Raw genomic sequence first — 24,353 nt, forward strand, 5'->3', positions numbered from 1 at the left:
CCGGGTGCTGCTGCCCGGCCCGGAACTGCGCGCCTGGCGGTTCGCCACGGAACAGGAGGCCGCCTCGATGCTGCCACCCGTCCGTTACGAGCGGCCCGCAACGCCCCCTCTCCACCGCTCCGGTCCCGTCGTACGACGCCCTCGCCGCCGTACGACGTCGGCGTCCGGCCACTGGGCGCCGCGCGCAACGGGGCCATGGTCCGCGGCTCGGCCTCTGGGTCATGACCGTACCCTGACATCGAGGACTGCGCGGAAGGGGCGGACATGAGTGAGGCGTTGGTGCTGGGCGGCGGGGGTGTGGGCGGGATCGCCTGGATCACCGGGGTGCTGGCGGGTCTCGCCGAGGCCGGACGGGACGTGACCGGCGCCGGTCTGCTTGTGGGGACCTCCGCCGGGTCCACCGTGGCGGCGCAGGTGGGCAGCGGGCTGGGTCTGGAGGAGCTGTACGCCCGGCAGGTCGACCCCGCCCTCCAGGCCGCCGAGATCATGGCCGAGATGGACCTGGAGAAGTTCGCGGCGGAGATCGGCGCGGCCATGGGTTCGGCCGCCTCCATGGCCGAGTTGCGGCGTGCGGTCGGGCGGGCGGCCCTGGACGCGCGGACGGTCTCCGAGGCGGAGCGGCGCGCGGTGATCGAGTCCCGGCTGCCGTCCCACGGGTGGCCGGAACGGCCGTTGCGGATCGTCGCGGTGGACGCGGTGAGCGGTGAGCCGCGGGTCTTCGACCGGAGCTCGGGCGTGCCGCTGGTGGACGCCGTCGCCGCGAGCTGCGCCGTGCCGGGCGTGTGGCCGCCGGTGACGATCGGCGGACGCCGGTATGTGGACGGCGGGGTGCGGTCCGTCGCCAACGCCGACCTCGCCGCCGGTGCCGACCGGGTGCTGGTGCTGGTGCCGCTGGGCGCCACCGAGCCCTTCCCCAGCGAACGGCCGCTGGAGCGGTCCGTGGCGGAGCTGCGCGCGGAAGGCGCCGAGGTCGTGGTCGTCGCTCCCGATGAGGCGTCGGCCGCGGCGATCGGCGCCAACGCCCTCGACCCGGCCACCCGCCGCCCGGCCGCCGAGGCGGGCCGGACCCAGGGACGCGCGCTCACGCTGCCCTGGGCGCGGGACTGAGCGGGCCCGTACACCGGCGGACCCACGGGCCGCGGCCGGGGCCCGCCCGCGCGTACGCCGTCGGGCCGTGACGCTGGGCCGCGCCCGGACGGCGTCCCCCGGCCTGCTGGTGTGAGGGGGTCGTTGCGGAAGCCGTACCGGGGGCCCGAACACGTGAACTATACACACGGTGTATAGTCCCGGCATGCCTCTGACGACCGAAGCGGCCCTGACGCCCGCACACGCGACCACCGACGCGCCCAGGAAGACGCGCGGAACGGGCCGGAGGTTGCGTGGCTGGGCGCTCGCGTCCGCCGCCGCCTGCCTCGCGTTCACCCTGTCCGGGTGCGCCGAGGTCGACACGACCGCCCCGAGCACCGCCCGCGCCGAGGCGGCGCACGGGACACCGGCCCGGTTCGGGACCGTCGACTGCAGGGAGGCCAAGTGCATCGCGCTCACCTTCGACGCGGGCCCCAGCGAGAACTCGGCGCGGCTGCTCGACATCCTGAAGGAGAAGAAGGTCCCGGCCACCTTCTTCCTGCTCGGCAAGCGACACATCGAGAAGTACCCCGAGCTGGTCAAGCGGATGGCCGCGGAGGGCCACGAGGTCGCGAGCCACACCTGGGACCACAAGATCCTCACCCGGATATCGGACGAGGAGATACGTGAGGAGCTGAACCGGCCCGACGAGGCGATCGAGCGGCTCACCGGACGCAAGCCGACGCTGATGCGCCCGCCGCAGGGCCGCACCGACGCCAACGTGCACAAGATCTGCAAGGAGCTGGGCCTGGCGGAGGTGCTGTGGAGCGTGACCGCCAAGGACTACACGACCGACGACTCGGCACTCATCACCAAGCGGGTCCTCGACCAGTCGTCCCGGGACGGGATCATCCTGCTGCACGACATCTACCCCGGGACCGTGCCGGCCGTGCCCGGCATCATCGACGCGCTCAAGGCGCGGGGCTACGTCTTCGTGACGGTCCCCCAGCTGCTGGCACCCGGCAGGGCCGAGCCGGGCAAGGTGTACCGCCCGTAGCGCCTGACCCGGCTCAGAACACCACCGACCAGCCCTCGCGGGACGCCTGTCCGGCGGTGTAGGAGACGCCGTGGACCTTCAGGCCGGCCGCGTCGAGGAGGGTGATCTCGCCGCCCTGGTTGCCGAGCGGGGTCTCCTCGGTGAGCGGCACGGCGAGGCAGTCGCCGGGCGCGAGCGGGGCCGTGGCCGGGACCGGGGAGCCGTGGCCGAGGCGGCTGACGATCCGCCAGCCGGTCAGGTCCACGGGCTCCGGCGAGGCGTTGAGGAGGGTCACGGTCTCCGCCTCGGGAGCGGGGCCCTTCGGGTTGACCGCCGCCGCGACGATCATCACGGGCTGTGCGCCGGCCGCGGGCCGGGTGCCGTCGACGTCCTCCAGGGCGTGCCCGGTGGTGTCGTCGGTGTGCCAGGACTGGCTCTGGAAGGCCAGGAAGATGCCGACCCAGCGGGACTGCGCGGGGAAGCGCAGCAGAAGTGCGCCGTCCTGCCACACCCCGTCGTCGCCCCTGAAGCGGTGGCTGTTGCCCTGGTTCATGTGGACGTCGTGCACGCCGTTGCCGGGCAGGAAGCCGAACACCTTGTCCTTGACGGCGGGTTCGGGGCCGAAGCGGGAGCCGAAGACGTACGCCCGCGCCTCCGGGGCCGCGACCGCGCGCTGCACGTAGTGGTCGAGCAGGTCGGCGAGATCGTTGTCCGGTCCCTCGACGTCCGGCGGGAGCGTACGCATCCCGGCCGGGTCGAACAGGTTGCCGCGGACGAAGTCGAGGGCCGGGCCGCCGGGGCCGGCCGGCAGGGTGTTCCAGCCGCCGGGCAGGCTTTCCAGGGCCGTGGTCAGCGGGTGCCGGAAGTCGTCGGCGACCAGGTAGAGCAGTTCGGAGGGGTGCTCCTGGGAAAGCACGTTGACCGCGGCGCGGTAGTGCGTGCCGTGGTCGTCCGTCAGGTGGATCTGGTAGTGCGGTGTCTCCCGCGCGCCCTCGCGCCGTGTCTCGACGACGCGGGCCACCAGAACGCCGTGGTTCTTCACCGGCATGACGATCAACTCCCCCGTACGACGGGCCGCTTGACCGGCCCGTGGCAGGAAGCGTAGAAGCAGGATCCCCGTGGCGCCGCCCCGCGCACCCACTGTTCCAGGATACGACCCCTGGCGGACACCTGCTACGCGAGCGGGCCGGCGCGGCGGGTGAACCCGCAGGTGACCAGGGTCCCTTGCCCAGGGCCTCCGTGGGGATCAGGCCGGGCTCGCGGGTCCTGGCACCACTCCCTGATCCGGCCTGATCCACACGACAGACCCTAGGATCGTGCCGTGCCCACCATCTCCTTCGAACGCACGGTCCCGCTGCCGCCCGGCGAGGCGTGGCGCCGGCTCACCGACTGGCCGCGCCACGCCGACGCGGTCCCGCTGACCCGGATCAGGGTGCTCACGCCCCCGCCGACCCGTGAGGGCACGCGCTTCGTGGCCCGGTCGGGGATCGGCCCGCTCGTCTTCGACGACGTGATGGAGGTGACGGTGTGGCGTCCGCCCGCCGGCGACGCGCCCGCGCTGTGCCGCCTGGACAAACGCGGCCGGCTGATCCTCGGCTGGGCGGAGATCGAGGTCCACCCGGGGCCCGGGGGCCGCAGCCGCGTGGTGTGGCGGGAGGACCTGAGCGTCCGTTTCCTGCCCCGGGCCTTCGACGGCCCCCTGAAGTCGGCCTCCCGCCTGTTGTTCGGCCGGGCGGCGGACCAGCTGCTGGCCCGCGGCTGAGCCGGGGGCTCCGCGCGGCCCTCAGTCCTTGCGGCCCGTCAGGGCCACCGTCACGCCCAGGCCGATCATCGTCAGGCCACCCGTTCCGCCGACCGCGGACAGCCGGCGCGGGGACCGGGCGAACCAGTCGCGGGCGGCCGAGGCGGCCAGGCCCCAGACGGCGTCGGAGATCACTGCGATGGCGTTGAAGACGAGCCCGAGCAGCAGCATCTGGGCGGGCACGTGCCCCTGCTCGCGGTCCACGAACTGGGGCAGTACGGCGGCGAAGAAGACCATCGTCTTGGGGTTGGCCACGCCGACCGCGAACCCCTCCCCCAGGGTGCGCAGACCACCGCGCGCCGGGCCGGACTCCGCGACCGCGGCCCGCAGCGAGCCACGCTGCCGCCACGCCTTGACGCCGAGGTACACGAGGTACGCGGCGCCCGCGAGCTTCAGGGCCGTGAAGACCAGGACCGAGCGCTCGACGACCGACCCGATGCCGAACGCCACCGCGACGACGAGCAGGTACGCGCCGAGCGTGTTGCCGGCGACGGTGGTCAGCGCGGCCCGGCGGCCGTGGGCCAGCGCCCGTCCGATCACGAACAGCACGCTGGGCCCGGGGACGATGATGAGCAGGAAGGACAGGACGGCGAAGGCCGTCAGCCGGTCGGGGGACACCATGCCGTCATGCAACACAGGGGCGGCGCCGCCCGGCAAACGTTTTTCAGGCCACCGACCCGATCCGTCCCGCCGTCCCCGCGGCCGTGTCGTGGTGGATGGGGGTGTGCGCACCGGTCAGCGGCACCCCGCTGCCGCCGCGCCGGCTCGCGACGATCTCCGCCGCGATGGACAGCGCCGTCTCCTCCGGTGTGCGGGCGCCGAGGTCCAGCCCGATCGGCGAGCGCAGCCGGGCCAGTTCCGGCTCGCTGACGCCGACCGCGCGCAGCCGCTCGGCGCGGTCCAGGTGGGTGCGGCGGGAACCCATCGCGCCGACGTAGGCGACCGGCAGCCGCAGCGCCAGCTTCAGCAGCGGGATGTCGAACTTGGCGTCGTGGGTGAGGACGCACAGGACGCTGCGGCCGTCGACCTCGGTGCGCTCCAGGTACCGGTGGGGCCAGTCGACGACGACCTCGTCGGCCTCGGGGAAGCGGGCGCGGGTGGCGAAGACCGGGCGGGCGTCGCACACGGTGACGTGGTAGCCGAGGAACGCGCCGATCCGGACCAGTGCCGACGCGAAGTCGATCGCGCCGAAGACGATCATCCGGGGTGCGGGGACGGAGGATTCCACGAGGACCGTGAGCGGGGCGCCGCAGCGCGAGCCCTGCGCGCCGATCTCCAGGGTGCCGGTGCGGCCCGCGTCCAGGAAGGCTGCGGCCTCGGCGGCGACCGTGCGGTCCAGCTCGGGGTGGGCGCCGAAGCCGCCGTCGTACGACCCGTCGGGCCGGACCAGGAGGGCCCGGCCGCGCAGTTCCCCGGGGCCCTCGGCGATCCGCGCGACCGCCGCCGCCTCCCCCCGGGCGGCGGCGGCCAGCGCGGCCGTGTACACCGGCCGGCCGGGTCCGTCCGCCCGGACCGGCGTGACGAGGATGTCGATGACGCCCCCGCAGGTCAGGCCGACGGCGAAGGCGTCCTCGTCGCTGTACCCGAAGCGTTCGAGGACGGTGCGGCCGTCCTCCAGCGCCTGCCGGCACAGCTCGTACACGGCGCCCTCCACGCACCCGCCGGAGACCGACCCGATCGCCGTGCCGTCGGCGTCCACCGCCAGGGCGGCGCCGGGCCGGCGCGGGGCGCTGCCACCGACGGCCACCACGGTGGCGACGGCGAAGTCACGGCCCTGCTCGGCCCACCGGACCAGCTCCTCGGCGATGTCCAGCATCTGTCGGTCTCCTTGGACGGGATCGTGGGTGTCGGGGTGGTCAGTGCACGCCCAGCCAGGCCTCGATGGGGTGGAGGGCGAAGTAGACCAGGAAGACGGCCGTCAGGCCCCACATGAAGGCGCCGGCCTCGCGGGCCCTGCCCTGCGCCGCCTTGATGGCGGTGTAGGAGATGACGCCCGCGGCGACACCGGTGGTGATGGTGTACGTGAACGGCATCAGGACGACGGTCAGGAAGACCGGGATCGCGGTCGCGCGGTCGGCCCAGTCCACGTGCCGGGCGTTCACCAGCATCATGGCGCCGATGACGACCAGCGCGGCGGAGGCGACCTCCTGCGGCACGATCGCGGTGACCGGGGTGAAGAACAGGCAGGCCGCGAAGAACAGGCCGGTGACGACGGAGGCGAGACCCGTGCGGGCTCCCTCGCCGACGCCCGTGGCCGACTCGATGAACACGGTCTGGCCCGAGCCGCCCGCCACACCGCCGACCACGCCGCCGGCGCCGTCGATGAACAGCGCCTTGGACAGGCCCGGCATCCGGCCCTTGTCGTCGGCCAGTCCGGCCTCGGTGCCGACGCCGATGATGGTGGCCATCGCGTCGAAGAAGCCGGCGAGCACCAGAGTGAAGACGATCATGCCGATCGTCATCGCGCCGACCTCGCCCCAGCCGCCGAACCCGACGTTGCCGAAGAGCGAGAAGTCGGGCATGGAGACGGCGCTGCCGTGCAGTCGGGGGGCGCCGCCCGCCCACTGCGCCGGGGCGATGACACCGAGGCCGTTGAGCACGCCGGCGACGACCGTGCCGGAGACGATGCCGATGAGGATGGCGCCGGGGACGTTCCGGGCCTGGAGCATGAAGATCAGCAGCAGGGTGCCGGCGAAGAGCAGCACCGGCCAGCCGGCGAGTTCCCCGGCGGGACCGAGGGCGAGCGGGGTGGCCTTGCCCTGGTGCACGAAGCCGGACTTGTAGAAACCGATGAGGGCGATGAACAGGCCGATGCCCATGGTGATGCCGTGCTTGAGCGCGAGCGGGATCGCGTTCATGATCATCTCGCGCAGTCCGGTGACGACCAGCAGCATGATGACCACGCCGTACAGCACGCACATGCCCATGGCCTGGGGCCACGTCATGGCGGGGGCGACCTGCGAGGACAGGACGCCGGAGACGGAGAGGCCGGCGGCGAGGGCGAGCGGCACCTTGCCGACGAGTCCCATCAGCAGCGTGGTGAAGGCCGCCGCGAACGCGGTCGCGGTGATCAGCGCCTTCTGGCCGAGCGTGTCCCCGGCCGCGTCCTTGCCGGACAGGATGAGGGGGTTGAGCAGGAGGATGTAGGCCATCGCCATGAAGGTGGTGACGCCGCCGCGCACCTCACGCGCGACCGTGGATCCTCTTGCGGATATGTGGAAGTACCGGTCGAGCCAGGACCGTCCGGCGGGGACGCGGCTGCCTTCGCCCGCGTCCTCGGCGGCGGTTCTGGGCTCCACTGACTGCTGGGCCATGGGCCAACTCCCAAGGTTCATAGGTGCACCCGTGCGGTGCCTTGTCCGGGCACGGGATTTGGGATTGGACGACCCGGGGGACGGCCCGAGACGAACAGTGGGGGCCCGGGGGGACGGGGTCCCCCCGGAGAATCACCGGTCGGATCCCCGAAGGGTCACGTTCCCGTCAGGTGTTCGGGCCGCACCGGCGTGCGGTTGAGCTCCAGCCCGGTCGCGTTCCGGATCGCCGCGAGGACGGCCGGGGTGGACGACAGGGTCGGGGCCTCGCCGATGCCGCGCAGCCCGTACGGGGCGTGCTCGTCGGCGAGTTCGAGCACGTCGACCGGGATGGTCGGCGTGTCGAGGATGGTGGGGATCAGGTAGTCCGTGAAGGAGGGGTTGCGGACCTTCGCGGTCTTCGGGTCCACGACGATCTCCTCCATCACGGCCACGCCCAGGCCCTGGGTCGTGCCGCCCTGGATCTGGCCGATGACGGAGAGCGGGTTGAGCGCCTTGCCGACGTCCTGGGCGCAGGCCAGCTCGACGACCTTGACCAGGCCGAGCTCGGTGTCGACCTCGACGACCGCGCGGTGGGCGGCGAAGGAGTACTGGACGTGTCCGTTGCCCTGGCCGGTGCGCAGGTCGAAGGGCTCGGTCGGCCGGTGCCGCCACTCCTCCTCGACCTCCACGGTCTGGTCCTCCAGGACGTCGGCCAGGTCGGCGAGGACCTCACCGCCGTCGGTGACGACCTTGCCGCCCTCCAGCAGCAGTTCCGCCGTGGCCCAGGCGGGGTGGTAGGAGCCGAACTTGCGCCGGCCGATCTCCAGGACCCGCTCGCGCACCAGCTCGCAGGCGTATCTGACGGCGCCGCCGGTGACGTACGTCTGCCGGGAGGCCGAGGTCGAACCGGCCGAGCCCACCTGGGTGTCCGCCGGATGGATCGTCACCTGTGCGACGCCCAGCTCGGTGCGGGCGATCTGCGCGTGGACGGTGACTCCGCCCTGGCCGACCTCCGCCATCGCGGTGTGCACGGTGGCGACGGGCTCACCGCCCACGACCTCCATGCGCACCTTGGCCGTGGAGTAGTCGTCGAAGCCCTCGGAGAAGCCGACGTTCTTGATGCCGACCGCGTAGCCGACCCCGCGTACGACGCCCTCGCCGTGCGTGGTGTTCGACAGTCCGCCGGGCAGCTGGCGCACGTCCGCGCCCTCGCTGGACTCCCACTGGCGCTCGGGCGGCATGGGCATCGCCTTGACGCGGCGCAGGAGTTCGGCGACCGGTGCCGGGGAGTCGACCGGCTGCCCGGTCGGCATGATGGTCCCCTGTTCCATCGCGTTGAGCTGCCGGAACTCCACCGGGTCCAGCCCCAGTTCCTTCGCCAGCTTGTCCATCTGCGCCTCGTAGGCGAAGCACGCCTGGACCGCGCCGAAGCCGCGCATGGCGCCGCAGGGCGGGTTGTTGGTGTAGAGGGCGACGGCCTCGATGTCGACGTCGTCGACCACGTACGGGCCGACGCTCAGCGAGGCGGCGTTGCCGACGACCGCCGGGGAGGCGGAGGCGTAGGCGCCGCCGTCCAGGACGATCCGGCACTTCATGTGGGTCAGCTTGCCGTCGCGGGTGGCCCCGTGCTCGTAGTGGAGCTTGGCCGGGTGGCGGTGGACGTGCCCGAAGAAGGACTCGAACCGGTTGTAGACGATCTTCACCGGCTTGCCGGTGCGCAGCGCCAGCAGGCAGGCGTGGATCTGCATCGACAGGTCCTCGCGTCCGCCGAAGGCGCCGCCGACGCCGGCCAGGGTCATGCGCACCTTGTCCTCCGGCAGGCCGAGGACGGGCGCCATCTGGCGCAGGTCGGAGTGGAGCCACTGGGTGGCGATGTAGAGGTGGACGCCGCCGTCCTCCTCGGGCACGGCGAGGCCGGACTCGGGGCCGAGGAAGGCCTGGTCCTGCATGCCGAAGGTGTACTCGCCCTCCACGATCACGTCCGCGCGCCGGCGCGCCTCCTCCACGTCGCCGCGGACGATCGGCTGGCGGTGCACGATGTTCGGGTGCGGCACGTGCCCGGCGTGGTGGTCGTCGCGGTGCTCGTGGACGAGGATCGCGTCCGGTGCGGTGGCGGAGGCCTCGTCGGTGATGACGGGCAGCTCCCTGTACTCCACCCTGATCTTGGCGGCGGCGCGGCGGGCCGTCTCCGGATGGTCGGCGGCGACGGTCGCGACCGGCTCGCCGTGGTGGCGCACCTTGCCGTGCGCGAGGACCGGGGTGTCCTGGATCTCCAGGCCGTAGTTCTTCACCTCGGTGGGCAGGTCGTCGTACGTCATGACGGCGTACACGCCGGGCAGGGCGAGGGCCTCGGAGGTGTCGATGGAGACGATCTCGGCGTGCGCGACGGTGGAGCGCAGGATCTGGCCCCACAGCATGTCCTCGTGCCACATGTCGGACGAGTACGCGAACTCGCCGGTCACCTTGAGGGTGCCGTCCGGGCGGAGCGTGGACTCCCCGATGCCGCCCCTGGTCTGCGACCCCTGGGTGAGCTTGGTGGGTGCGCCGTTGGCCGGCATGTTCAGACCCCCTCGGACTGGCGGGCGGCCGCCAGGCGGACCGCGTCCATGATCTTCTCGTAGCCCGTGCAGCGGCACAGGTTGCCCGACAGCGCCTCGCGGATGTCGGCGTCGCTCGGGTTCGGGTTGCGCTCCAGCATCTCGTCGGCGGCGACGAGCAGGCCCGGGGTGCAGAAGCCGCACTGGACGGCGCCGGCGTCGATGAACGCCTGCTGGACGGGGCTCAGCCCGGTGCCCTCGCCGGTCTGCGAGTCGGCCCCCCTGGCCTGCCATCCCCTGGCCTCGTCCAGACCCGTGCCACCGCCGGCGCCCGTCCCGCCGCAGGAGCGCTGCCTGGCGTAGTCGGCCAGGCCCTCGACGGTCACGACGTCCCGGCCCTCGGCCTGGCCGGCCGCGACCAGGCAGGAGCACACGGGCACGCCGTCGAGGCGGACCGTGCAGGAACCGCACTCGCCCTGCTCGCAGGCGTTCTTGGAGCCCGGCAGGCCGAGCCGCTCGCGCAGCACGTACAGCAGGGACTCGCCCTCCCAGACGTCGTCGGCCTCCTGCGGGCGTCCGTTGACGGTGAAGTTGACGCGCATCACGCAGCTCCCTCGGTGGCGCGGCGGGCGCCGCGGTACGACTCCCAGGTCCAGGTCAGCGTCCGGCGGGCCATCACGCCGACCGCGTGCCGGCGGTAGCTCGCGGTGCCCCGGACGTCGTCGATCGGGTTGCAGGCGGCGGCGCACAGGTCCGCGAACCGCTTGGCGACCGACGGGGTGACGATCTTCCCGTTGTCCCAGAAGCCGCCCTCCTCCAGGGCCGCGTTCAGGAACTCCTCGGCGGCCGTGGCCCGCACCGGGGTGGGCGCGGCCGAGCCGATGCCGGTGCGCACGGTCCGGGTCCGCGGGTGCAGGGCGAGCCCGAAGGCGCACACGGCGATGACCATGGCGTTGCGGGTGCCGACCTTCGAGAACTGCTGCGGGCCGTCGGCCTTGTCGATGTGCACGGCGCGGATCAGCTCGTCGGGCTGGAGCGCGTTGCGCTTGACGCCCGTGTAGAACGCGTCGACCGGGATGAACCGGGTGCCGCGGGCCGCCGACTCCACCTCGACCTCGGCGCCGGCCGCCAACAGGGCGGGGTGGGCGTCGCCGGCGGGCGAGGCCGTGCCGAGGTTGCCGCCCACGCCGCCGCGGTTGCGGATCTGCGGGGAGGCGACCGTGTGCGAGGCGAGCGCGAGGCCCGGCAGCTCGGCACGGAGGTTCTCCATGATCGCGCTGTACGGGACGGAGGCACCCAGCCGTACGGTGTCCTCGCCGACCTCCCACTCGTAGAGGTCGCCGACGCGGCCCAGGTCGAGGAGGTACTCGGGCCGGCGGTGATCGAAGTTGATCTCGACCATCACGTCGGTGCCACCCGCAATCGGCACAGCGGTGGGGTGCTCGGCCTTCGCGGCGAGCGCCTCCTCCCAGCTGGCGGGGCGAAGGAAGTCCATGACCGGCTCTCTTCTTCGTCTCAGTGCTCTTGAGGTCGTGCAGATTGAGCCAATCCGTGTGCGGCGGGCCCGGCTCGTTCATGTGCTGTTCACGCGGAGTGGACTCAGTACACCGTCCTGTGCTCCGACGGGGTCAGTCACCGAAACCATGAAGGAGTTCGCTGGCCAGCAGGAGCATCTTGTAGATTCGTATGAACGGAGGTCATCGCCCACCTCTCCGTTTTTCCCGGAGAAACGCAGGTGACGGCACGGCGGCCCCTCACTGCGGCCGGTGCGGCCCCTCACCGGGCCGCTTCACGGTGCTCCTCCTAGATCCATCGTAGGTTTCGAGACAGAAGAACGGCGGCGACGAGATGCGGCTGCGCGCACTGCTGGACACCGACGCGCTGGGCCTGCGGCTGCTCGGCGGCGAGGACGAGCTGGACCGCGCGGTGCGCGGGGTCATGACCACCGACCTGCGCGACCCGAGCCGCTACCTCTCCGGCGGTGAGCTGGTGCTCACCGGGCTGGCCTGGCGCCGGGACGCCGCCGACTCCGAGCCCTTCGTACGGATCCTGGTGCAGGCCGGGGTGGCCGCCCTCGCGGCCGGCGAGGCCGAGCTGGGCGATGTGCCGGACGACCTGGTGCTGGCCTGCGCGAGGCACCGGCTGCCGCTGTTCGCCGTGCACGAGTCGGTGGCGTTCGCGACGATCACCGAGCACGTGGTGCGGCAGGTCTCCGGCGAACGCGCCGGAGACCTGGCGGCCGTCGTGGACCGGCACCGCCGGATGATGACCTCGGGTCCGGCCGGCGGCGGCCCGGACGTCGTCCTGGACCTGCTGGGCTCCGACCTCGACCTGCGCGCCTGGGTGCTCTCCCCCACCGGCCGGATGATCGCCGGTTCCAAGGTGGCGGGCCCGGCGCTGCCCGCCGGGACCTGCGCCCGGCTCGCCGCCGAACACCTGGCGGCCACCCGCACCGGCCGCCGCGGCCCGCACCGCGTCCAGGTGCACGGCGTCACCTACTCCCTCTTCCCGGTCCGCTCCTCCGGCCGCGCCCCGCAGGCCGCACGCGACGTCCGCGAGACGGTCCTGTCGGACTGGCTGCTGGCCGTCGAGGCGGACGCGGGCGACTGGCCCGGCGAGCGCCTGGACCTGCTCCAGGGCGTGACCCAGCTGATCGCCGTCGAGCGGGACCGCCGGGACGCGGGCCGCACGGTCCGCCGCCGGCTCGCCCAGGAGGTGCTGGAGCTGGTGCAGACGGGCGCCGCGCCCGCCGAGATCGCCGCCCGCCTCCGGGTGGCGGCCCCGGTGCTGCTCCCCGGGCTCGGGGCCGCCCCGCACTGGCAGGTCGTGGTGGCCCGGGTGGAGTGGGAGGACGGCGAGGTCGAGGGCGGCCCGGTCGCACAGTCCCTGCTGGAGGAGGTGCTGGTCGACCCGCTGGCCACCGGCCCCGAGCCCTCCGACCGCATAGCCGTCGCGCACACCGGCGACGAGGCCGTCGCCCTGGTGCCGCTGCCCGCGGTCGCCGCCGAGCACGACGGCTCCGAGACCGGCCTGCTCGCCGACGCCCTGCTGCGGTCGGTGCGCGAGCCGCTGTCGGCCGGCCTGGACGACGACGGCCGGCTCACCCTCGGGGTCAGCGCGGCCGTGCACTCGGCGGAGGGCCTGCGCGGCGCCCTGGAGGAGGCCCGGCACGCCCGCCGGGTCGCCGCCGCCCGCGCCGGCCGCGTCTGCGCGGCCGGCCACCAGGAGCTGGCCTCGCACGTCCTGCTGCTGCCGTTCGTCCCCGACGACGTCCGGCGTGCCTTCACGGCCCGCCTGCTGGACCCGCTGAAGGAGTACGACCGCCGGCACCGGGCCGAGCTGATCCCGACCCTGGAGGCGTTCCTCGACTCCGACGGCTCCTGGACGCGCTGCGCCACCCGCCTGCACCTGCACGTCAACACGCTGCGCTACCGGGTCGGCCGGATCGAGCAGTTGACGGGACGGGACCTGTCCCGGCTGGAGGACAAGCTGGACTTCTTCCTGGCCCTGCGCATGAGCTGAGGTCAGCGGGGCGTGCGGCGGCCGGACGAGGTCACGCCCACGCCCCACTACTTTGTGAAATCTTTCACCCACCCTCTTGGCCCGGCCCCGCGATTGGTGCTGGAATGCCGCCACCACTCAACAGCTCGATGGCGTGCTCGGGGAGGGCAACGTGGCGCATACCGCCATGTCTGGTAACGGAACCACCGGTGACGATCCGCTCCAGACCGCGGTATGGCGGTTGCGCAGCCGGGCCTGCTGGGCCGACGCGGCGGCTCTGCTGCCCGCCGACCGCCCCGCCCCGGCGTTGCAGCGGGCCGCCCTGCTGGCCGAACGGTGCCTGTACACCGAGCGGGGCTGGGCGGAGGCGGAGGACGCGCTGCGGACGGCGGAGGCGGTGGCCCACAGCGACGAGGAGCGGGGGGCCGCCGCGTGCGAGCGGGGCTACCTGGCGTACGCCGCCACGCTGCTCGGGGTGCGCGACCGGGCCGACGAGGCGCGGGCCGCGCTGGGCCGGGCGGCGGCCCTGATCCCGCCGGGGGCCGGGGGGCGGGCCCTGCTGGACTTCCGGCGGGGACTGGTGGCCCAGAACCTGGCCGGCGCCCCGCAGGCGGCACGCGCCGCGTTCCGCCGGGCGCACGCCGCCGCCACGGCGAACGCCGACCCGTTGCTGCTGTCCTTCACCTGGCGCCACCTGGCGGGACTCGCGCTGCGGGAGGGCGAGTTGGCGGAGGCGCGGCACGGCTTCGCCGAATCCCTGCGGATCCGGGAGGAGTTGGGCTACCTGGTGGGCACGGCGCCGGCGCTGGTCTCCCTGGCCGACACGGAGGAGGAACCGGAGGCGTCCCGGCTGCGCGAGGAGGCCCGCCGCCTGTTCCGGCTGCTGGGCGGCGTGCCGACGTGGCTGGCGCAACAGCTGGCACCGCCCGCACCGGGGGCGGCGACGGCGTAGCGGGCCGGGGGTTCGTCGCCGGGCGCGGGCGCGTGGTGCTCGCCCGCGCGACTCCCGGCGCGCTTCCGGGGCGCGTCGGCCCGCGACCCCTGAGGGGCGCGGGGAGGCGCGCGACCGGCCACGGCGCACCCGCACCCGGAAGATCCACGCCCCCGCCGGTGCTCAGCCCGCGCCCACGACGTGCCCGCCCACGAGCCCCCGCACCCGCTCCACGTCCCCGGAGGCCAGCGCGTCCAGCAGAGCGCGGTGCTCCGCCGCGTCGGCGAGCAGCCCGGCCCGTCCCCGCCGCACGGGGGGCCACTGGGCGCGCCGGTGCAGGTCCTCGGCGACGCGGACCAGCTGCTCGTTGCCCGACAGGGCGAGCAGGGCCCGGTGGAAGGACCGGTCGGACTCCGCGTACGCCGCCGGGCAGCCGGCGGCGGCCACCCGTACCGTCTCCTCCGCGAGCGGCCGCAGCTCGGCCCACCGCTCGGCGGGCACCGTACGCGCGAGGCGGACCATCACCGGCACCTCGATGAGCGCGCGCACCTCCGCCAGCTCGGCCAGCTCCCGCGCGCCCCGCTCGACCACCCGGAAGCCGCGGTTGGGCACGACCTCGACGGCGCCCTCCAGCGCGAGCTGCTGCATGGCCTCCCGCACGGGCGTGGCCGAGACGCCGAAGCGTTCCCCGAGCGCCGGCCCCGAGTAGACCTCGCCCGGCCTCAGGTCACCGGTGACCAGCGCCGTGCGCAGCGCGTCCAGGATCTGCCCGCGCACCGAGGAACGCTGCACCGAGGAGCGCTGCACCGCGGCCCGCGGCTCCGGGAGCGGCCGCTCGCCGTGGGTGTGCTCGCCGTGGGTGTGCTCGCCGCGTGCCGCGTCCGGCACCGTGGCGTCCCGCTCCCGGTCCGGGCCGGCGGCGGCCGGCCGCTGCCGCTGTTGCGCGGGCACGCGGGCGGCGGCCGGCGCGCCCGGGGAGCCCTGCACGCCCTGCTTCACGGCTCCTCCTGGCGGCTTGTCGGCACTTGGGTCATTAACGACGGGTTGTCGCTTGTCCGTCAAGCACCTTAGGCGCACCGGGCGGCAGTTCAAACTCCCGCGACTCCGGGTAAGGTTAGGCTTACCTGTGCAACCCAGTCCGCGCTCGCGGACGCGTCCAAGGACCGGTGGTCCCGCCATGCCCGCTGCGGCCTCGCCGCTCACCGCCGCGTACGACCGCCTCGCCACGGCCTTCCCGGGCCTGACCGTGACCGAACTGGGACCGGACGACCCGGCACCGGCGGGCGCGGGCTGGACCGGCGCCGCCGGGCTCGCCGCGGGCGGCACGGAGCTGGACGCCTTCCTCGCCCGGGACGCCGAGCAGGTGGTGCGGGACTACGGCAGGCCGGCCCGCCCGGACGTCGTCGCGAGTTTCGGCCTGCACCGCTACGCCTGGCCGGCCTGTCTGCTGATCACCGTCCCGTGGTTCCTGCACCGCCGGGTGCCCCGGCTGCCCGTGACGCACGTCTGGTACGACCGCGCGGCCGGCCGGATGGCCGTACGGCCCCCCGTCTCCCTCGCCTGTCTGCCGGGTGACCCCGCCGCCGCGCTGCCCGGCACGGTCGTCGTACCGGACGAGGAGGCGCTGCGGGCCGAGGTCCGGGCGGCCGTGGCCGGGCACCTGGAACCGGTGCTCGGCGCGTTCGGGCCCCGGATGCGGCGGCGGGGGCGCGCCCTGTGGGGCATGGCGACCGACGAGCTCGTGGAGGGCCTCTGGTACGTCGCGGGGCTGTTCGGCGAACGGGAGGCGACGCGGGCCGTGCGCGAGCTGGAGCTGCTGCTGCCGGGGGCGACGCTGCCGTACGCCGGCGGCGCCGGGTTCCGGACGCTGACCGCGCCGGACGGCTCACGGCTGCCCACCCGGGACCGGGTGAGCTGCTGCATGTTCTACACCGTCCGTCCGCAGGACACCTGCGCCACCTGCCCGCGCACCCGCGACAGCGACCGGATCGCCCAACTCACGGCGTGCGCGGCGGCCTGAGGAGTGGTCAGGACGAAAAGCACACCCGTGCGTCCACTAGGATCACCCGCACAGGACCGCCCGCCCTCGGCGCGGTTCCCGGACAGGTGATTCACAACTTCCTCACCCGCCGCGGGAACTTTCCGAGGAACCATCCGTACGGGTAGTCTTATTCGAACTCAACTCCCGCCCCTCAAGCGGCAGTTCGAGCAGAACGCCGTCCTGGGCATCCCCTTGCACCTTATTGGCGGCCTCTTGCCCCGAAACCCCCTGAGGGCCCTCGGGAGTGGGCCACTATGGCGGGCGTTACGCCCTATCCCAATGCAAGGGACCCCTGATGAGATTGACCGACATATCGCTGAACTGGCTGCTTCCGGGCGCCGTACTGCTCCTGGGCGTGCTGGCGGCGGTGGCGGTGCTCGCGCGCGGCAAGCGCTCGACCGGGGAGAACGCGAGCGCGGACGACTCGTGGGAGCGCAGCGAGGAGCGCCGCAGGCGCAAGGAGGCCATCTACGGCACGGCCTCCTACGTGCTGCTGTTCTGCTGTGCGGCGGTGGCGGCGGCCCTGTCCTTCCACGGCCTCGTCGGCTTCGGCGAGCAGAACCTCGGGCTGACCGACGGCTGGCAGTACCTGGTGCCGTTCGGCCTGGACGGCGCGGCGATGTTCTGCTCCGTCCTCGCGGTCCGCGAGGCCAGCCACGGTGACGCGGCGCTCGGTTCCCGGATACTCGTCTGGCTGTTCGCCGCGGCGGCGGCCTGGTTCAACTGGGTGCACGCGCCCCGGGGCGCGGGGCACGCCGGTGCGCCGCAGTTCTTCTCCGGCATGTCGCTGTCGGCGGCCGTGCTGTTCGACCGGGCGCTGAAGCAGACCCGCCGGGCCGCGCTGCGCGAGCAGGGCCTGGTGCCGCGTCCGCTGCCGCAGATCCGGATCGTGCGCTGGGTGCGGGCGCCCCGCGAGACCTACAGGGCCTGGTCGCTGATGCTCCTGGAGGGCGTGCGCAGCCTCGACGAGGCCGTCGAGGAGGTCCGCGAGGACAAGCGGCAGAAGGAGGAGACCCGGCAGCGGCGGCGTGACCAGCAGCGGGTGGAGCGCGCCCAGCTGAAGGCGATCAGCCGGGGCCACCGCGGCTTCGCGGGCCGGGGTTCCGGCCGGCAGGTCGAGGTGCAGGCCGTGGAGCGCGGCCCGGCCCCCGCGACCGCGGAGCCTGCCATATCGACCGCGGAGCAGCTGCCCGTCCGCGCACGGCCCTCCCTGCAGCGGGTCCCCAGCGGGAGTGAGCCGGTGACCGTCGACCTCACCGCCGAGGACGACACCATGGCCCTGCCGCGCCTGGACTCCCTGGAGCGCAAGCTGAAGGACCTGGAGCAGCAGTTCGGCTGACGGCCGGACCCGCGGTGCGACCGCGGTACGGGACGGGGGCGTGACCGCGCGGGTCACGCCCCCGTCCCGTCGCGCCGTGCCTCACGCCGCCTCGGCGCCGAGTTCGAACCACACCGACTTGCCCACCTCGTGCGGCCGTACGCCCCAGGCGTCGGCGAGGGACTGCACCAGCAGCAGGCCCCGGCCGTGGGTGTCGTCGTCCGTGTCCGGTACGCGCGGCTCGGGTCTGCGGGCCACGAAGTCCCGTACCTCCACACGCAGTCCGCCAGGGTCCACGACGGCCGTGAGGACGGCGTCGTCGTCGGTGTGGACGAGCGCGTTGGTGACGAGTTCGCTGGTGAGCAGTTCGGCGATCTCCGAGCGGCCCGGTTTGCCCCAGTGCCGCAGCAGTTCGCGCAGCTCCCGGCGGGCCTCCGGCACCGCCCTGAGGTCCGCCCGGCCCAGCTCGCGCCGCAGCCGCCGCGCGTGTTCGGTGGTGGTGTCGGTCTCTTCCCCCGTTGTCGCCGAGAAGGCCCCTACCGTCACGGGACCGCCTCCTCGCGCCTGCCTCTTCATGACCCCCGCCCGCACGCCGCCGGTCCCTGCCCCTCCTGGTCGAACACGTTCACGGGGGGATGCTTGCCCAGCAGGCACCCGGGCAGTCCTGGCGCATGCCCGATGACCGGTGGTTCGGCCATATCCGTACCGCGCCCGGTCCGGCCACCGGACGCCGCGGCGGCCGGACCTCGCGCCCACCGGACGCCGCCGGACGCCACGGACGCCACGGGACACCGGTCCGGCCGCGTCCGGCACCGGCCGGCGTCGCGTCGTCACGCCACGTGAAACTGGCCGAAATCACTCCCCTTAGGGTCTCTCGTTCGGATCATGCCGGGCTCGCGGGCCCTGGCACCGCTCCCTGATCCGGCCTGATCCGAACGAAAGACCCTAGAGCCGCGGCACGTTGCGCAGGTTCGAGCGGGCCATCTGGAGCATCCGGCCGACACCGCCGTCCAGCACGATCTTCGAGGCGGACAGCGCGAACCCGGTGAGCATCTCGGCACTGATCTTCGGCGGGATGGACAGCGCGTTGGGGTCGGTGACGACGTCCACCAGGGCCGGTCCCTTGTGCCGGAAGGCGTCCTTGAGGGCTCCGGCGAGCTGCTTGGGCTTCTCCACGCGCACGCCGTAGGCGCCGCAGGCCCGGGCGACGGCGGCGAAGTCGGGGTTGGTGTTGGTGGTGCCGTACGAGGGCAGCCCGGCGACCAGCATCTCCAGCTCCACCATGCCGAGGGAGGAGTTGTTGAACAGCACCACCTTGACCGGCAGGTCGTACTGCACGAGGGTCAGGAAGTCCCCCATCAGCATGGAGAATCCACCGTCCCCGGCCATGGCGACCACCTGTCGGCGCCGGTCGGTGAACTGGGCGCCGATCGCCATCGGCAGCGCGTTGGCCATCGACCCGTGCGAGAAGGAACCGATGATCCGGCGGCGGCCGTTGGGCGAGACGTACCGGGCGGCCCAGACGTTGCACATGCCGGTGTCCACGGTGAACACGCTGTCCTCGTCGGCGACTTCGTCCAGTACGGCGGCCACGTACTCGGGGTGGATCGGGATGTGCTTGTCGACCTTCCGGGTGTACGCCTTGACCACGCCCTCCAGCGCGTCGGCGTGCCTCTTCAGCATCCGGTCGAGGAAGCGCCGGTCCGTCTTCTCCCTGACGCGCGGGATCAGGCACCGCAGCGTCTCGCGGACGTCGCCCCACACGGCCAGGTCGAGCCGGGAGCGGCGGCCGAGCACCTCGGGCCGTACGTCGATCTGCGCGATGCGCACGTCGTCCGGCAGGAAGGCGTTGTACGGGAAGTCGGTGCCGACCAGGATCAGCAGGTCGCACTCGTGGGTGGCCTCGTAGGCGGCGCCGTAACCGAGCAGTCCGCTCATGCCCACGTCGTACGGGTTGTCGTACTGGATGAACTCCTTGCCGCGCAGCGCGTGCCCGACCGGCGACTTGATCTTCCCGGCGAACTCCATGACCTCGGCGTGGGCGCCGGCCGTGCCGCTGCCGCAGAACAGGGTGACCCGGCCGGCCGCGTCGATCATCTCCACGAGCGCGTCGATCTCGGCGTCGCCCGGCCGCACGGTGGGCCGGGAGGCGACGAGCGCGCTCTGCGCGGCCTTCTCCGGGGCCGGTTCGCCGGCGATGTCGCCGGGCAGGGCCACCACGCTCACCCCGCTGCGGCCCACCGCGTGCTGGACGGCGGTCTGCAGCAGCCGGGGCATCTGCTTCGGGCTGGAGATCAGCTCGCAGTAGTGGCTGCACTCCTGGAACAGCCGTTCCGGATGGGTCTCCTGGAAGTAGCCGAGGCCGATCTCGCTCGACGGGATGTGCGAGGCGAGGGCCAGCACGGGGGCCATCGAGCGGTGGGCGTCGTACAGGCCGTTGATCAGGTGCAGGTGGCCCGGGCCGCAGGAGCCGGCGCAGGCGGCCAGCTTCCCGGTGATCTGGGCCTCGGCCCCGGCGGCGAACGCGGCGGTCTCCTCGTGGCGCACGTGGATCCAGTCGATGGCGGCGTTGCGGCGGACGGCGTCCACGACCGGGTTGAGGCTGTCGCCGACGACGCCGTACAGGCGCCTCACCCCGGCGCGGACGAGGATGTCGACGAACTGCTCGGCGACGTTCTGTTTGGCCATGGCGCGCGTCAGCCCCTTCGCTGTCCCGGGATACGGCCCTCCCGTTCCATCAATCCACAGGGACGGGGGTTACGCCTCCCACACGGCCGCCGCCGTACGGTCGTCGGCGTAGCCCTTCACCCGTACCTGGGCGTCGGCGAGGAAGGCGGCGAGGCCCGGCGGGGTACGGCCCGACCAGCGACGGGCCAGGTAGGCGCAGAGGGCGGGCTCGTCGCGCAGCGGGCCGGCCAGGCCCGCCGTGCACATCACCAGCGCGTCACCCGGGCGGGCTACCGAGGCCCGGAACCGGAACGGTTCGCGGGGCGGCTCCGGGTCCGGCGGCGCGGGCTCGAAGGGGCTCGGCGGGGCCGGGATGCCGAGGTCCATCGTCAGCCGGTCGCCCTCGGGTGTCCGCTCCGGCGGCGAGCCGGGGCCGGCGACGGGTGCGCCGGTACCGCCCTCGGGCGCGGCCCGCGGCTCGATGTCCTGCCAGGCGTCGTCCCGCAGCCGGAACAGCCCGCCGTCCCCGACCCCGAAGAAGACGCGGGTACGGCAGTCCGGGTCGGCGGGCAGCAGCAGACAGCGCAGGCTCGCCGTGTACTCCCCGGGGTCCAGGCCCTGTTCGGCGGCGCTCGCGCGGAGCCTGCCGAGACTGCGGTCCGTCAGCCGGTGCAGCCCCGACTTCAGGTCGCCGCGCCGGGCCGCGCGGATGTCCGCCACGAGCCGCTGGTGGCTGCGGCCCACGGCCCGCCCGATCCAGCGGCACGCCTCGGCCGCCGCCAGGTGCGCGCCCGGCGCGGCCCGGGCCCCGGTGGCCATCGCGACCAGGACCAGCGCCTGTTCCCCGGTCCCGAACCGCGCGGTGAGCAGCGCGTCCCGGCGCGGCTCGCCGCGGAAGCGGGCCGAGTCCCCGCGCAGCGACACGGCCCGCAGGGTGCAGGCGCCGTACCGGGCGCCGTCCAGCACGGTGTCCGCGACCAGTTCCCCGAGCCCGTCCGGCTCGGCGAGCGGAAGCGCGGTGGGCTCGGGGTCGTAGGTGGGGGGACCGGAGCCGACGTAGTCGACGGAGGAGGGTGGGGCGCTCTTGGGTGAGGAAGTGCTCCCGGGTGGCGCGGTGCTCTCCGCGGGCGGGGCGGGCTCGGCCGGTGGCGGCGCGGTCCGCTGCGTCGGCACCGGCGTCTTCGCGGGTGCCGGTGCCGGAGGTGCCGGCTCGGCCGGTCCCGGATCGACTGGTACCGCGTCGACCGGTTCCCGGTCCACCGGGCCGCGGTCCACCGTGTCCGCCGGCCGTCCGCCCACCGCGTCGCGCGCCGAGGCGAAACGGTCGTCCAGGGAATCGGGCGCCGGCGCGGGGCCCGTGTCCTCGGTCCGGTCGTCGTACAACTGCCCCCACCAGTCGTCGTCCTGACGGGCGGGAGTTCCCCCCTGCTGGCTCATGCCCCTGATTGTCCACCGCGCGGGCGGCCGGAAAACGTGACACGGGGAAAATCCGGCGCATCGCCCCCGTCGAACGGCGTGTCGAGTGAGCGGCTGAACTGCCGTACGAGCCACGGCTGATGGCCGCCGAGCGGCCCCACCCCCCACGGGAGGACCGCCCGGCGACGTCCGCCCCCACCTTGGCAGAGTCACCACCGGTACGGTGATGATGTCCGACGGCGGGTTTACGCCGTGGCCGGTTTCCGCCACGCCGTTCCGCTGCCGTCGGTCGGTGTGCGCGGGGAGGGATGCGGGGCGATGCTGGCAGCGATAGGACTGGACGAGACGCACGAGGCGGCGTACCGGGCGCTGGTGTCCGTGGGCGCGGCGGACGTCACCGATCTGGCGCGGCGTCTGGCGCTGGCCGAGCACGACACCGAGCGGGCGCTGCGCCGGCTGGAGCGGCAGGGTCTCGCGGCCCAGTCCTCGGCGTGGCCGGGCCGCTGGGTGGCGGCTCCGCCCGGGGTGGCGCTGGGCGCGCTGCTCACCCGGCAGCGGCACGAGCTGGAGAAGGCGGAGCTGGCGGCGGCGCTGCTCGCGGAGGAGTACCGGGCGGCGGCGGCCGAGCCGGCGGTGCACGACCTGGTGGAGGTGGTGACCGGCGCGTCGGCGGTCACCCAGCGCTTCCTCCAGCTCCAGCTGGGCGCGGCCGAGGAGGTGTGCGCGCTGGTGACCGGCAACCCGGTGGTCGTGTCCGGCCTGGAGAACGACGCGGAGGAGCAGGCGGCCGGGCGCGGGGTGCGCTACCGCGTGGTGGTGGAGCGGGCGGTGCTGGACCTGCCGCACGGGCTGACCGAGCTGACGGCGGCGCTCGGCCGGGACGAGCGGGTGCGCGTGGTGGACCGGGTGCCGACGAAGCTGGTGGTGGCCGACCGGTCGCTCGCGATGGTGCCGCTGACGTCGAGGACGGCGGAGCCGGCCGCGCTGGTGGTGCACGCCAGCGGGCTGCTGGAGCTGCTCGCCGGGCTGTTCGAGTCGGTGTGGCGGGAGGCGCTGCCGCTGCGGCTGGGCGCCGCCGGGGTGAGCGAGGAGGAGCCGGACGGCCCGGACGCCACCGATCTGGAGGTGCTGTCGCTGCTGCTGGCCGGGCTGACCGACGCGAGCGTCGCCAAACAGCTGGACCTGGGCCTGCGGACGGTGCAGCGCCGGGTGAGGCGCCTGATGGAACTGGCCGGGGTGACGACCCGGCTCCAGCTGGGCTGGCACGCCCGCGAACGCGGCTGGGTGTCCCGCGAAACCGCCGGCTGACGCCCGGGGCCGGCGCGGCCGGTCACCTGCCCGCGGGCCGCGGGCGCGGTGCGGTGCGGGTGACCGGCACCGTGGCGTGGGCGCGGCCCGTGAGGTCGGAGCCGAGCGGCCCCCGGGTCAGCACTCGGTGGACGGTGTCGGCCACGGCGGCCATGCCGGCGTCGTTGAAGTGCAGGTGGTCGCCCGGGTCGTAGGCGGGCAGGATGCGGCCGGGGTCGTCCGGGTCCCGGACGGCCGCGTCGGCGTCGGCGACCGCGTCGAAGGCGCCGCCCTCCCGGATGAAGGCGTTCACCCGCTGCCGTACCGCCTCGCCGGCGGCGGTCCAGGCGGGGTACCCGCCGTACGGGGTGAGGGTGACGCCGACGACCCGGACACCGCGGGCGTGGGCGCGGGTCACCACGGTGCGGTAGGCGTCCGCGAACGCGGTGGCGTCGGTCGCCTCCGGGATGCCCTTGATGTCGTTGATGCCCTCGAAGACGACCAGGACCCGTACCCCGGCCCGGTCCAGCGCGTCCGCGTCCAGGCGGGCGAGGGCGCTCGGTCCGGCGCCGTCGAGCAGGAGGCGGTTGCCGGCGATGCCCGCGTTGAGGACGCCGAGCCGCCGCTCGCGCAGCCGCAGGGCGAGCCGGTCGGGCCAGCGGTGGTTGGTGTCGGGGGTGGAGCCGTTGCCGTCGGTGAGCGAGTCACCGAAGGCCACGACCGCGCCGGCGGCGGGACCGCGGACGTCGACACCGGTGACGTAGTACCAGCGGCCGGTGGTCGCCGTGTACGCGGAGCCGTCCTCGTCGGCGGCCCGGCCGGCGCCGGCCGGGGCCACGTAGCTGGTCTGGAGGGCGGTGCGGTGGTGGGTGGCGGGCCCGGAGTTCTCCGGGGTGTACACGGTGACGAGCAGGTCGGCGCCGGCCGGTACGCGCAGCGGGACCGGGTCGGTGACCGCGTCGGCGCCCGCCGGGACGGTCAGCTCCGTGGCACTGCGGAAGGTGGCGGTGCGCAGGGTGCCGGGCTCGGCCTCGGGACCGGCCGCACGGCTCAGCGCGACGGTGACCGCGCCGAGGCGCAGGGGCGCGGTGCCGAACCGGTTGCTGAGCCGGACGCGGACCGCGGTGCCGCCGACGCTGAGGTGGACGACGTTGCGGACGGCGGCGCCGGGCAGCGCGGCGGCGGTGCCGGAGGGCGCGGTCTCCCAGCTGCCGGTCCAGGGCGGCGGGGCCGGTTCGGCGGCGGCCGGTGCCGTCAGGCCCGTCAGCAGTGCCGGGAGCAGGACCGTGAGGACCCGTACGACCTTGGCCATGTGTGCCCGCCCTTCCCCGTCGGCCGTCGGAGGCGACCGTGCCACACGGGCGGGCCGCGCCGCCGGAGCATCGACGGCGGTCCACCCGCTCGGCGCAACGCGGGCACCGGGCGGCGCGGGTCGGGAGGCGGCAGGGGCGGGAGGCGTG

20 protein-coding genes are annotated in these 24,353 nt (G+C 74.1%); 8 read left to right on the forward strand and 12 right to left on the reverse strand.

Annotated features, from left to right (window positions below):
* Positions 1-264 precede the first annotated feature (264 nt).
* Positions 265-1,107, forward strand: a complete 843-nt coding sequence (locus tag AB0946_RS19255; RefSeq protein WP_366761789.1) for a patatin-like phospholipase family protein — start codon at positions 265-267, stop codon at positions 1,105-1,107.
* 184 nt (positions 1,108-1,291) lie between these two features.
* Complete coding sequence (locus tag AB0946_RS19260; RefSeq protein WP_366761790.1) at positions 1,292-2,122, forward strand: polysaccharide deacetylase family protein; 831 nt, start codon at positions 1,292-1,294, stop codon at positions 2,120-2,122.
* Positions 2,123-2,135: 13 nt separating this feature from the next.
* Here the strand turns inward: AB0946_RS19260 and AB0946_RS19265 are convergent, their stop codons facing one another.
* On the reverse strand, positions 2,136-3,149 hold the full coding sequence (locus AB0946_RS19265; RefSeq protein WP_366761791.1) for a DUF2278 family protein: 1,014 nt from the start codon (positions 3,147-3,149) through the stop codon (positions 2,136-2,138).
* 273 nt (positions 3,150-3,422) lie between these two features.
* On the opposite strand from AB0946_RS19265, the gene AB0946_RS19270 reads away from it, so the two are divergent.
* Positions 3,423-3,863 carry an SRPBCC family protein gene (locus tag AB0946_RS19270; RefSeq protein ID WP_366761792.1) on the forward strand — a complete coding sequence of 147 codons (441 nt, stop codon included), beginning with the start codon at positions 3,423-3,425 and terminating at the stop codon, positions 3,861-3,863.
* A gap of 21 nt (positions 3,864-3,884) precedes the next feature.
* Here the strand turns inward: AB0946_RS19270 and AB0946_RS19275 are convergent, their stop codons facing one another.
* From AB0946_RS19275 to AB0946_RS19300, 6 genes are all read right to left on the reverse strand, one after another.
* Positions 3,885-4,523 (reverse strand): LysE family translocator, encoded by a 639-nt coding sequence (locus AB0946_RS19275; RefSeq protein WP_366761793.1) that lies wholly within the window; start codon positions 4,521-4,523, stop codon positions 3,885-3,887.
* 43 nt (positions 4,524-4,566) lie between these two features.
* A complete protein-coding gene (locus AB0946_RS19280; protein WP_366761794.1) occupies positions 4,567-5,718 on the reverse strand; it encodes an XdhC/CoxI family protein in 1,152 nt (383 codons plus the stop codon).
* A 40-nt stretch (positions 5,719-5,758) separates the two neighbouring features.
* Positions 5,759-7,216: an NCS2 family permease gene (locus AB0946_RS19285; protein WP_366761795.1), complete on the reverse strand. Its 1,458-nt coding sequence runs from the start codon at positions 7,214-7,216 to the stop codon at positions 5,759-5,761.
* Between the two features lie 155 nt (positions 7,217-7,371).
* Positions 7,372-9,753, reverse strand: coding sequence for a molybdopterin cofactor-binding domain-containing protein (locus AB0946_RS19290; RefSeq protein WP_366761796.1), 2,382 nt, complete (start codon positions 9,751-9,753; stop codon positions 7,372-7,374).
* 2 nt (positions 9,754-9,755) lie between these two features.
* On the reverse strand, positions 9,756-10,334 hold the full coding sequence (locus tag AB0946_RS19295; protein ID WP_366761797.1) for a (2Fe-2S)-binding protein: 579 nt from the start codon (positions 10,332-10,334) through the stop codon (positions 9,756-9,758).
* Positions 10,334-11,227, reverse strand: coding sequence for an FAD binding domain-containing protein (locus AB0946_RS19300; RefSeq protein WP_366761798.1), 894 nt, complete (start codon positions 11,225-11,227; stop codon positions 10,334-10,336). Before AB0946_RS19300 ends, AB0946_RS19295 begins: the two co-directional genes overlap by 1 nt.
* A gap of 353 nt (positions 11,228-11,580) precedes the next feature.
* Between AB0946_RS19300 and AB0946_RS19305 the strand changes: the two genes are divergently transcribed.
* Both AB0946_RS19305 and AB0946_RS19310 read left to right on the forward strand, forming a co-directional pair.
* The gene (locus AB0946_RS19305; RefSeq protein ID WP_366761799.1) at positions 11,581-13,254 is read left to right on the forward strand and encodes a PucR family transcriptional regulator ligand-binding domain-containing protein; all 1,674 of its coding nucleotides are present in this window, start codon (positions 11,581-11,583) and stop codon (positions 13,252-13,254) included.
* Positions 13,255-13,405: 151 nt separating this feature from the next.
* Positions 13,406-14,185 carry a hypothetical protein gene (locus AB0946_RS19310; protein ID WP_366761800.1) on the forward strand — a complete coding sequence of 260 codons (780 nt, stop codon included), beginning with the start codon at positions 13,406-13,408 and terminating at the stop codon, positions 14,183-14,185.
* Positions 14,186-14,347: 162 nt separating this feature from the next.
* On the opposite strand, the gene AB0946_RS19315 is transcribed toward AB0946_RS19310, so the two are convergent.
* Positions 14,348-15,163, reverse strand: a complete 816-nt coding sequence (locus AB0946_RS19315) for a GntR family transcriptional regulator (protein ID WP_366761801.1) — start codon at positions 15,161-15,163, stop codon at positions 14,348-14,350.
* Between the two features lie 178 nt (positions 15,164-15,341).
* On the opposite strand from AB0946_RS19315, the gene AB0946_RS19320 reads away from it, so the two are divergent.
* Positions 15,342-16,184, forward strand: a complete 843-nt coding sequence (locus tag AB0946_RS19320) for a (2Fe-2S)-binding protein (protein WP_366761802.1) — start codon at positions 15,342-15,344, stop codon at positions 16,182-16,184.
* A 316-nt stretch (positions 16,185-16,500) separates the two neighbouring features.
* Positions 16,501-17,544, forward strand: coding sequence for a DUF2637 domain-containing protein (locus AB0946_RS19325; RefSeq protein ID WP_366761803.1), 1,044 nt, complete (start codon positions 16,501-16,503; stop codon positions 17,542-17,544).
* Positions 17,545-17,625: 81 nt separating this feature from the next.
* Here AB0946_RS19325 and AB0946_RS19330 read toward each other — a convergent pair whose 3' ends face one another.
* The 3 genes from AB0946_RS19330 to AB0946_RS19340 form a co-directional block, all read right to left on the reverse strand.
* Positions 17,626-18,069: an ATP-binding protein gene (locus AB0946_RS19330; protein WP_366761804.1), complete on the reverse strand. Its 444-nt coding sequence runs from the start codon at positions 18,067-18,069 to the stop codon at positions 17,626-17,628.
* A 399-nt stretch (positions 18,070-18,468) separates the two neighbouring features.
* Positions 18,469-20,211: a pyruvate dehydrogenase gene (locus AB0946_RS19335; protein WP_366761805.1), complete on the reverse strand. Its 1,743-nt coding sequence runs from the start codon at positions 20,209-20,211 to the stop codon at positions 18,469-18,471.
* Positions 20,212-20,280: 69 nt separating this feature from the next.
* Positions 20,281-21,627, reverse strand: coding sequence for a protein phosphatase 2C domain-containing protein (locus tag AB0946_RS19340; protein WP_366761806.1), 1,347 nt, complete (start codon positions 21,625-21,627; stop codon positions 20,281-20,283).
* A 297-nt stretch (positions 21,628-21,924) separates the two neighbouring features.
* Here AB0946_RS19340 and AB0946_RS19345 point away from each other — a divergent pair, with 297 nt between their 5' ends.
* Positions 21,925-22,914 carry a helix-turn-helix domain-containing protein gene (locus AB0946_RS19345; protein ID WP_366761807.1) on the forward strand — a complete coding sequence of 330 codons (990 nt, stop codon included), beginning with the start codon at positions 21,925-21,927 and terminating at the stop codon, positions 22,912-22,914.
* Positions 22,915-22,936: 22 nt separating this feature from the next.
* On the opposite strand, the gene AB0946_RS19350 is transcribed toward AB0946_RS19345, so the two are convergent.
* A complete protein-coding gene (locus AB0946_RS19350) occupies positions 22,937-24,205 on the reverse strand; it encodes a GDSL-type esterase/lipase family protein (RefSeq protein ID WP_366761808.1) in 1,269 nt (422 codons plus the stop codon).
* Between the last annotated feature and the right edge of the window lie 148 nt (positions 24,206-24,353).

The sequence above is a fragment of the Streptomyces sp. NPDC046870 genome, from assembly GCF_040704595.1.
In the GTDB taxonomy this organism is placed as follows: Bacteria; Actinomycetota; Actinomycetes; order Streptomycetales; family Streptomycetaceae; genus Streptomyces; species Streptomyces argyrophylli.

Coding starts and splice junctions, on each gene's coding strand:
- AB0946_RS19305 (WP_366761799.1), top strand. CDS start 11,581: ATGCGGCTGCGCGCACTGCTGGACACCGACGCGCTGGGCCTGCGGCTG.
- AB0946_RS19335 (WP_366761805.1), bottom strand. CDS start 20,211: ATGGCCAAACAGAACGTCGCCGAGCAGTTCGTCGACATCCTCGTCCGC.
- AB0946_RS19295 (WP_366761797.1), bottom strand. CDS start 10,334: ATGCGCGTCAACTTCACCGTCAACGGACGCCCGCAGGAGGCCGACGAC.
- AB0946_RS19255 (WP_366761789.1), top strand. CDS start 265: ATGAGTGAGGCGTTGGTGCTGGGCGGCGGGGGTGTGGGCGGGATCGCC.
- AB0946_RS19290 (WP_366761796.1), bottom strand. CDS start 9,753: ATGCCGGCCAACGGCGCACCCACCAAGCTCACCCAGGGGTCGCAGACC.
- AB0946_RS19340 (WP_366761806.1), bottom strand. CDS start 21,627: ATGAGCCAGCAGGGGGGAACTCCCGCCCGTCAGGACGACGACTGGTGG.
- AB0946_RS19345 (WP_366761807.1), top strand. CDS start 21,925: ATGCTGGCAGCGATAGGACTGGACGAGACGCACGAGGCGGCGTACCGG.
- AB0946_RS19300 (WP_366761798.1), bottom strand. CDS start 11,227: ATGGACTTCCTTCGCCCCGCCAGCTGGGAGGAGGCGCTCGCCGCGAAG.
- AB0946_RS19350 (WP_366761808.1), bottom strand. CDS start 24,205: ATGGCCAAGGTCGTACGGGTCCTCACGGTCCTGCTCCCGGCACTGCTG.
- AB0946_RS19285 (WP_366761795.1), bottom strand. CDS start 7,216: ATGGCCCAGCAGTCAGTGGAGCCCAGAACCGCCGCCGAGGACGCGGGC.
- AB0946_RS19325 (WP_366761803.1), top strand. CDS start 16,501: ATGAGATTGACCGACATATCGCTGAACTGGCTGCTTCCGGGCGCCGTA.
- AB0946_RS19280 (WP_366761794.1), bottom strand. CDS start 5,718: ATGCTGGACATCGCCGAGGAGCTGGTCCGGTGGGCCGAGCAGGGCCGT.
- AB0946_RS19265 (WP_366761791.1), bottom strand. CDS start 3,149: ATGCCGGTGAAGAACCACGGCGTTCTGGTGGCCCGCGTCGTCGAGACA.
- AB0946_RS19320 (WP_366761802.1), top strand. CDS start 15,342: ATGCCCGCTGCGGCCTCGCCGCTCACCGCCGCGTACGACCGCCTCGCC.
- AB0946_RS19260 (WP_366761790.1), top strand. CDS start 1,292: ATGCCTCTGACGACCGAAGCGGCCCTGACGCCCGCACACGCGACCACC.
- AB0946_RS19275 (WP_366761793.1), bottom strand. CDS start 4,523: ATGGTGTCCCCCGACCGGCTGACGGCCTTCGCCGTCCTGTCCTTCCTG.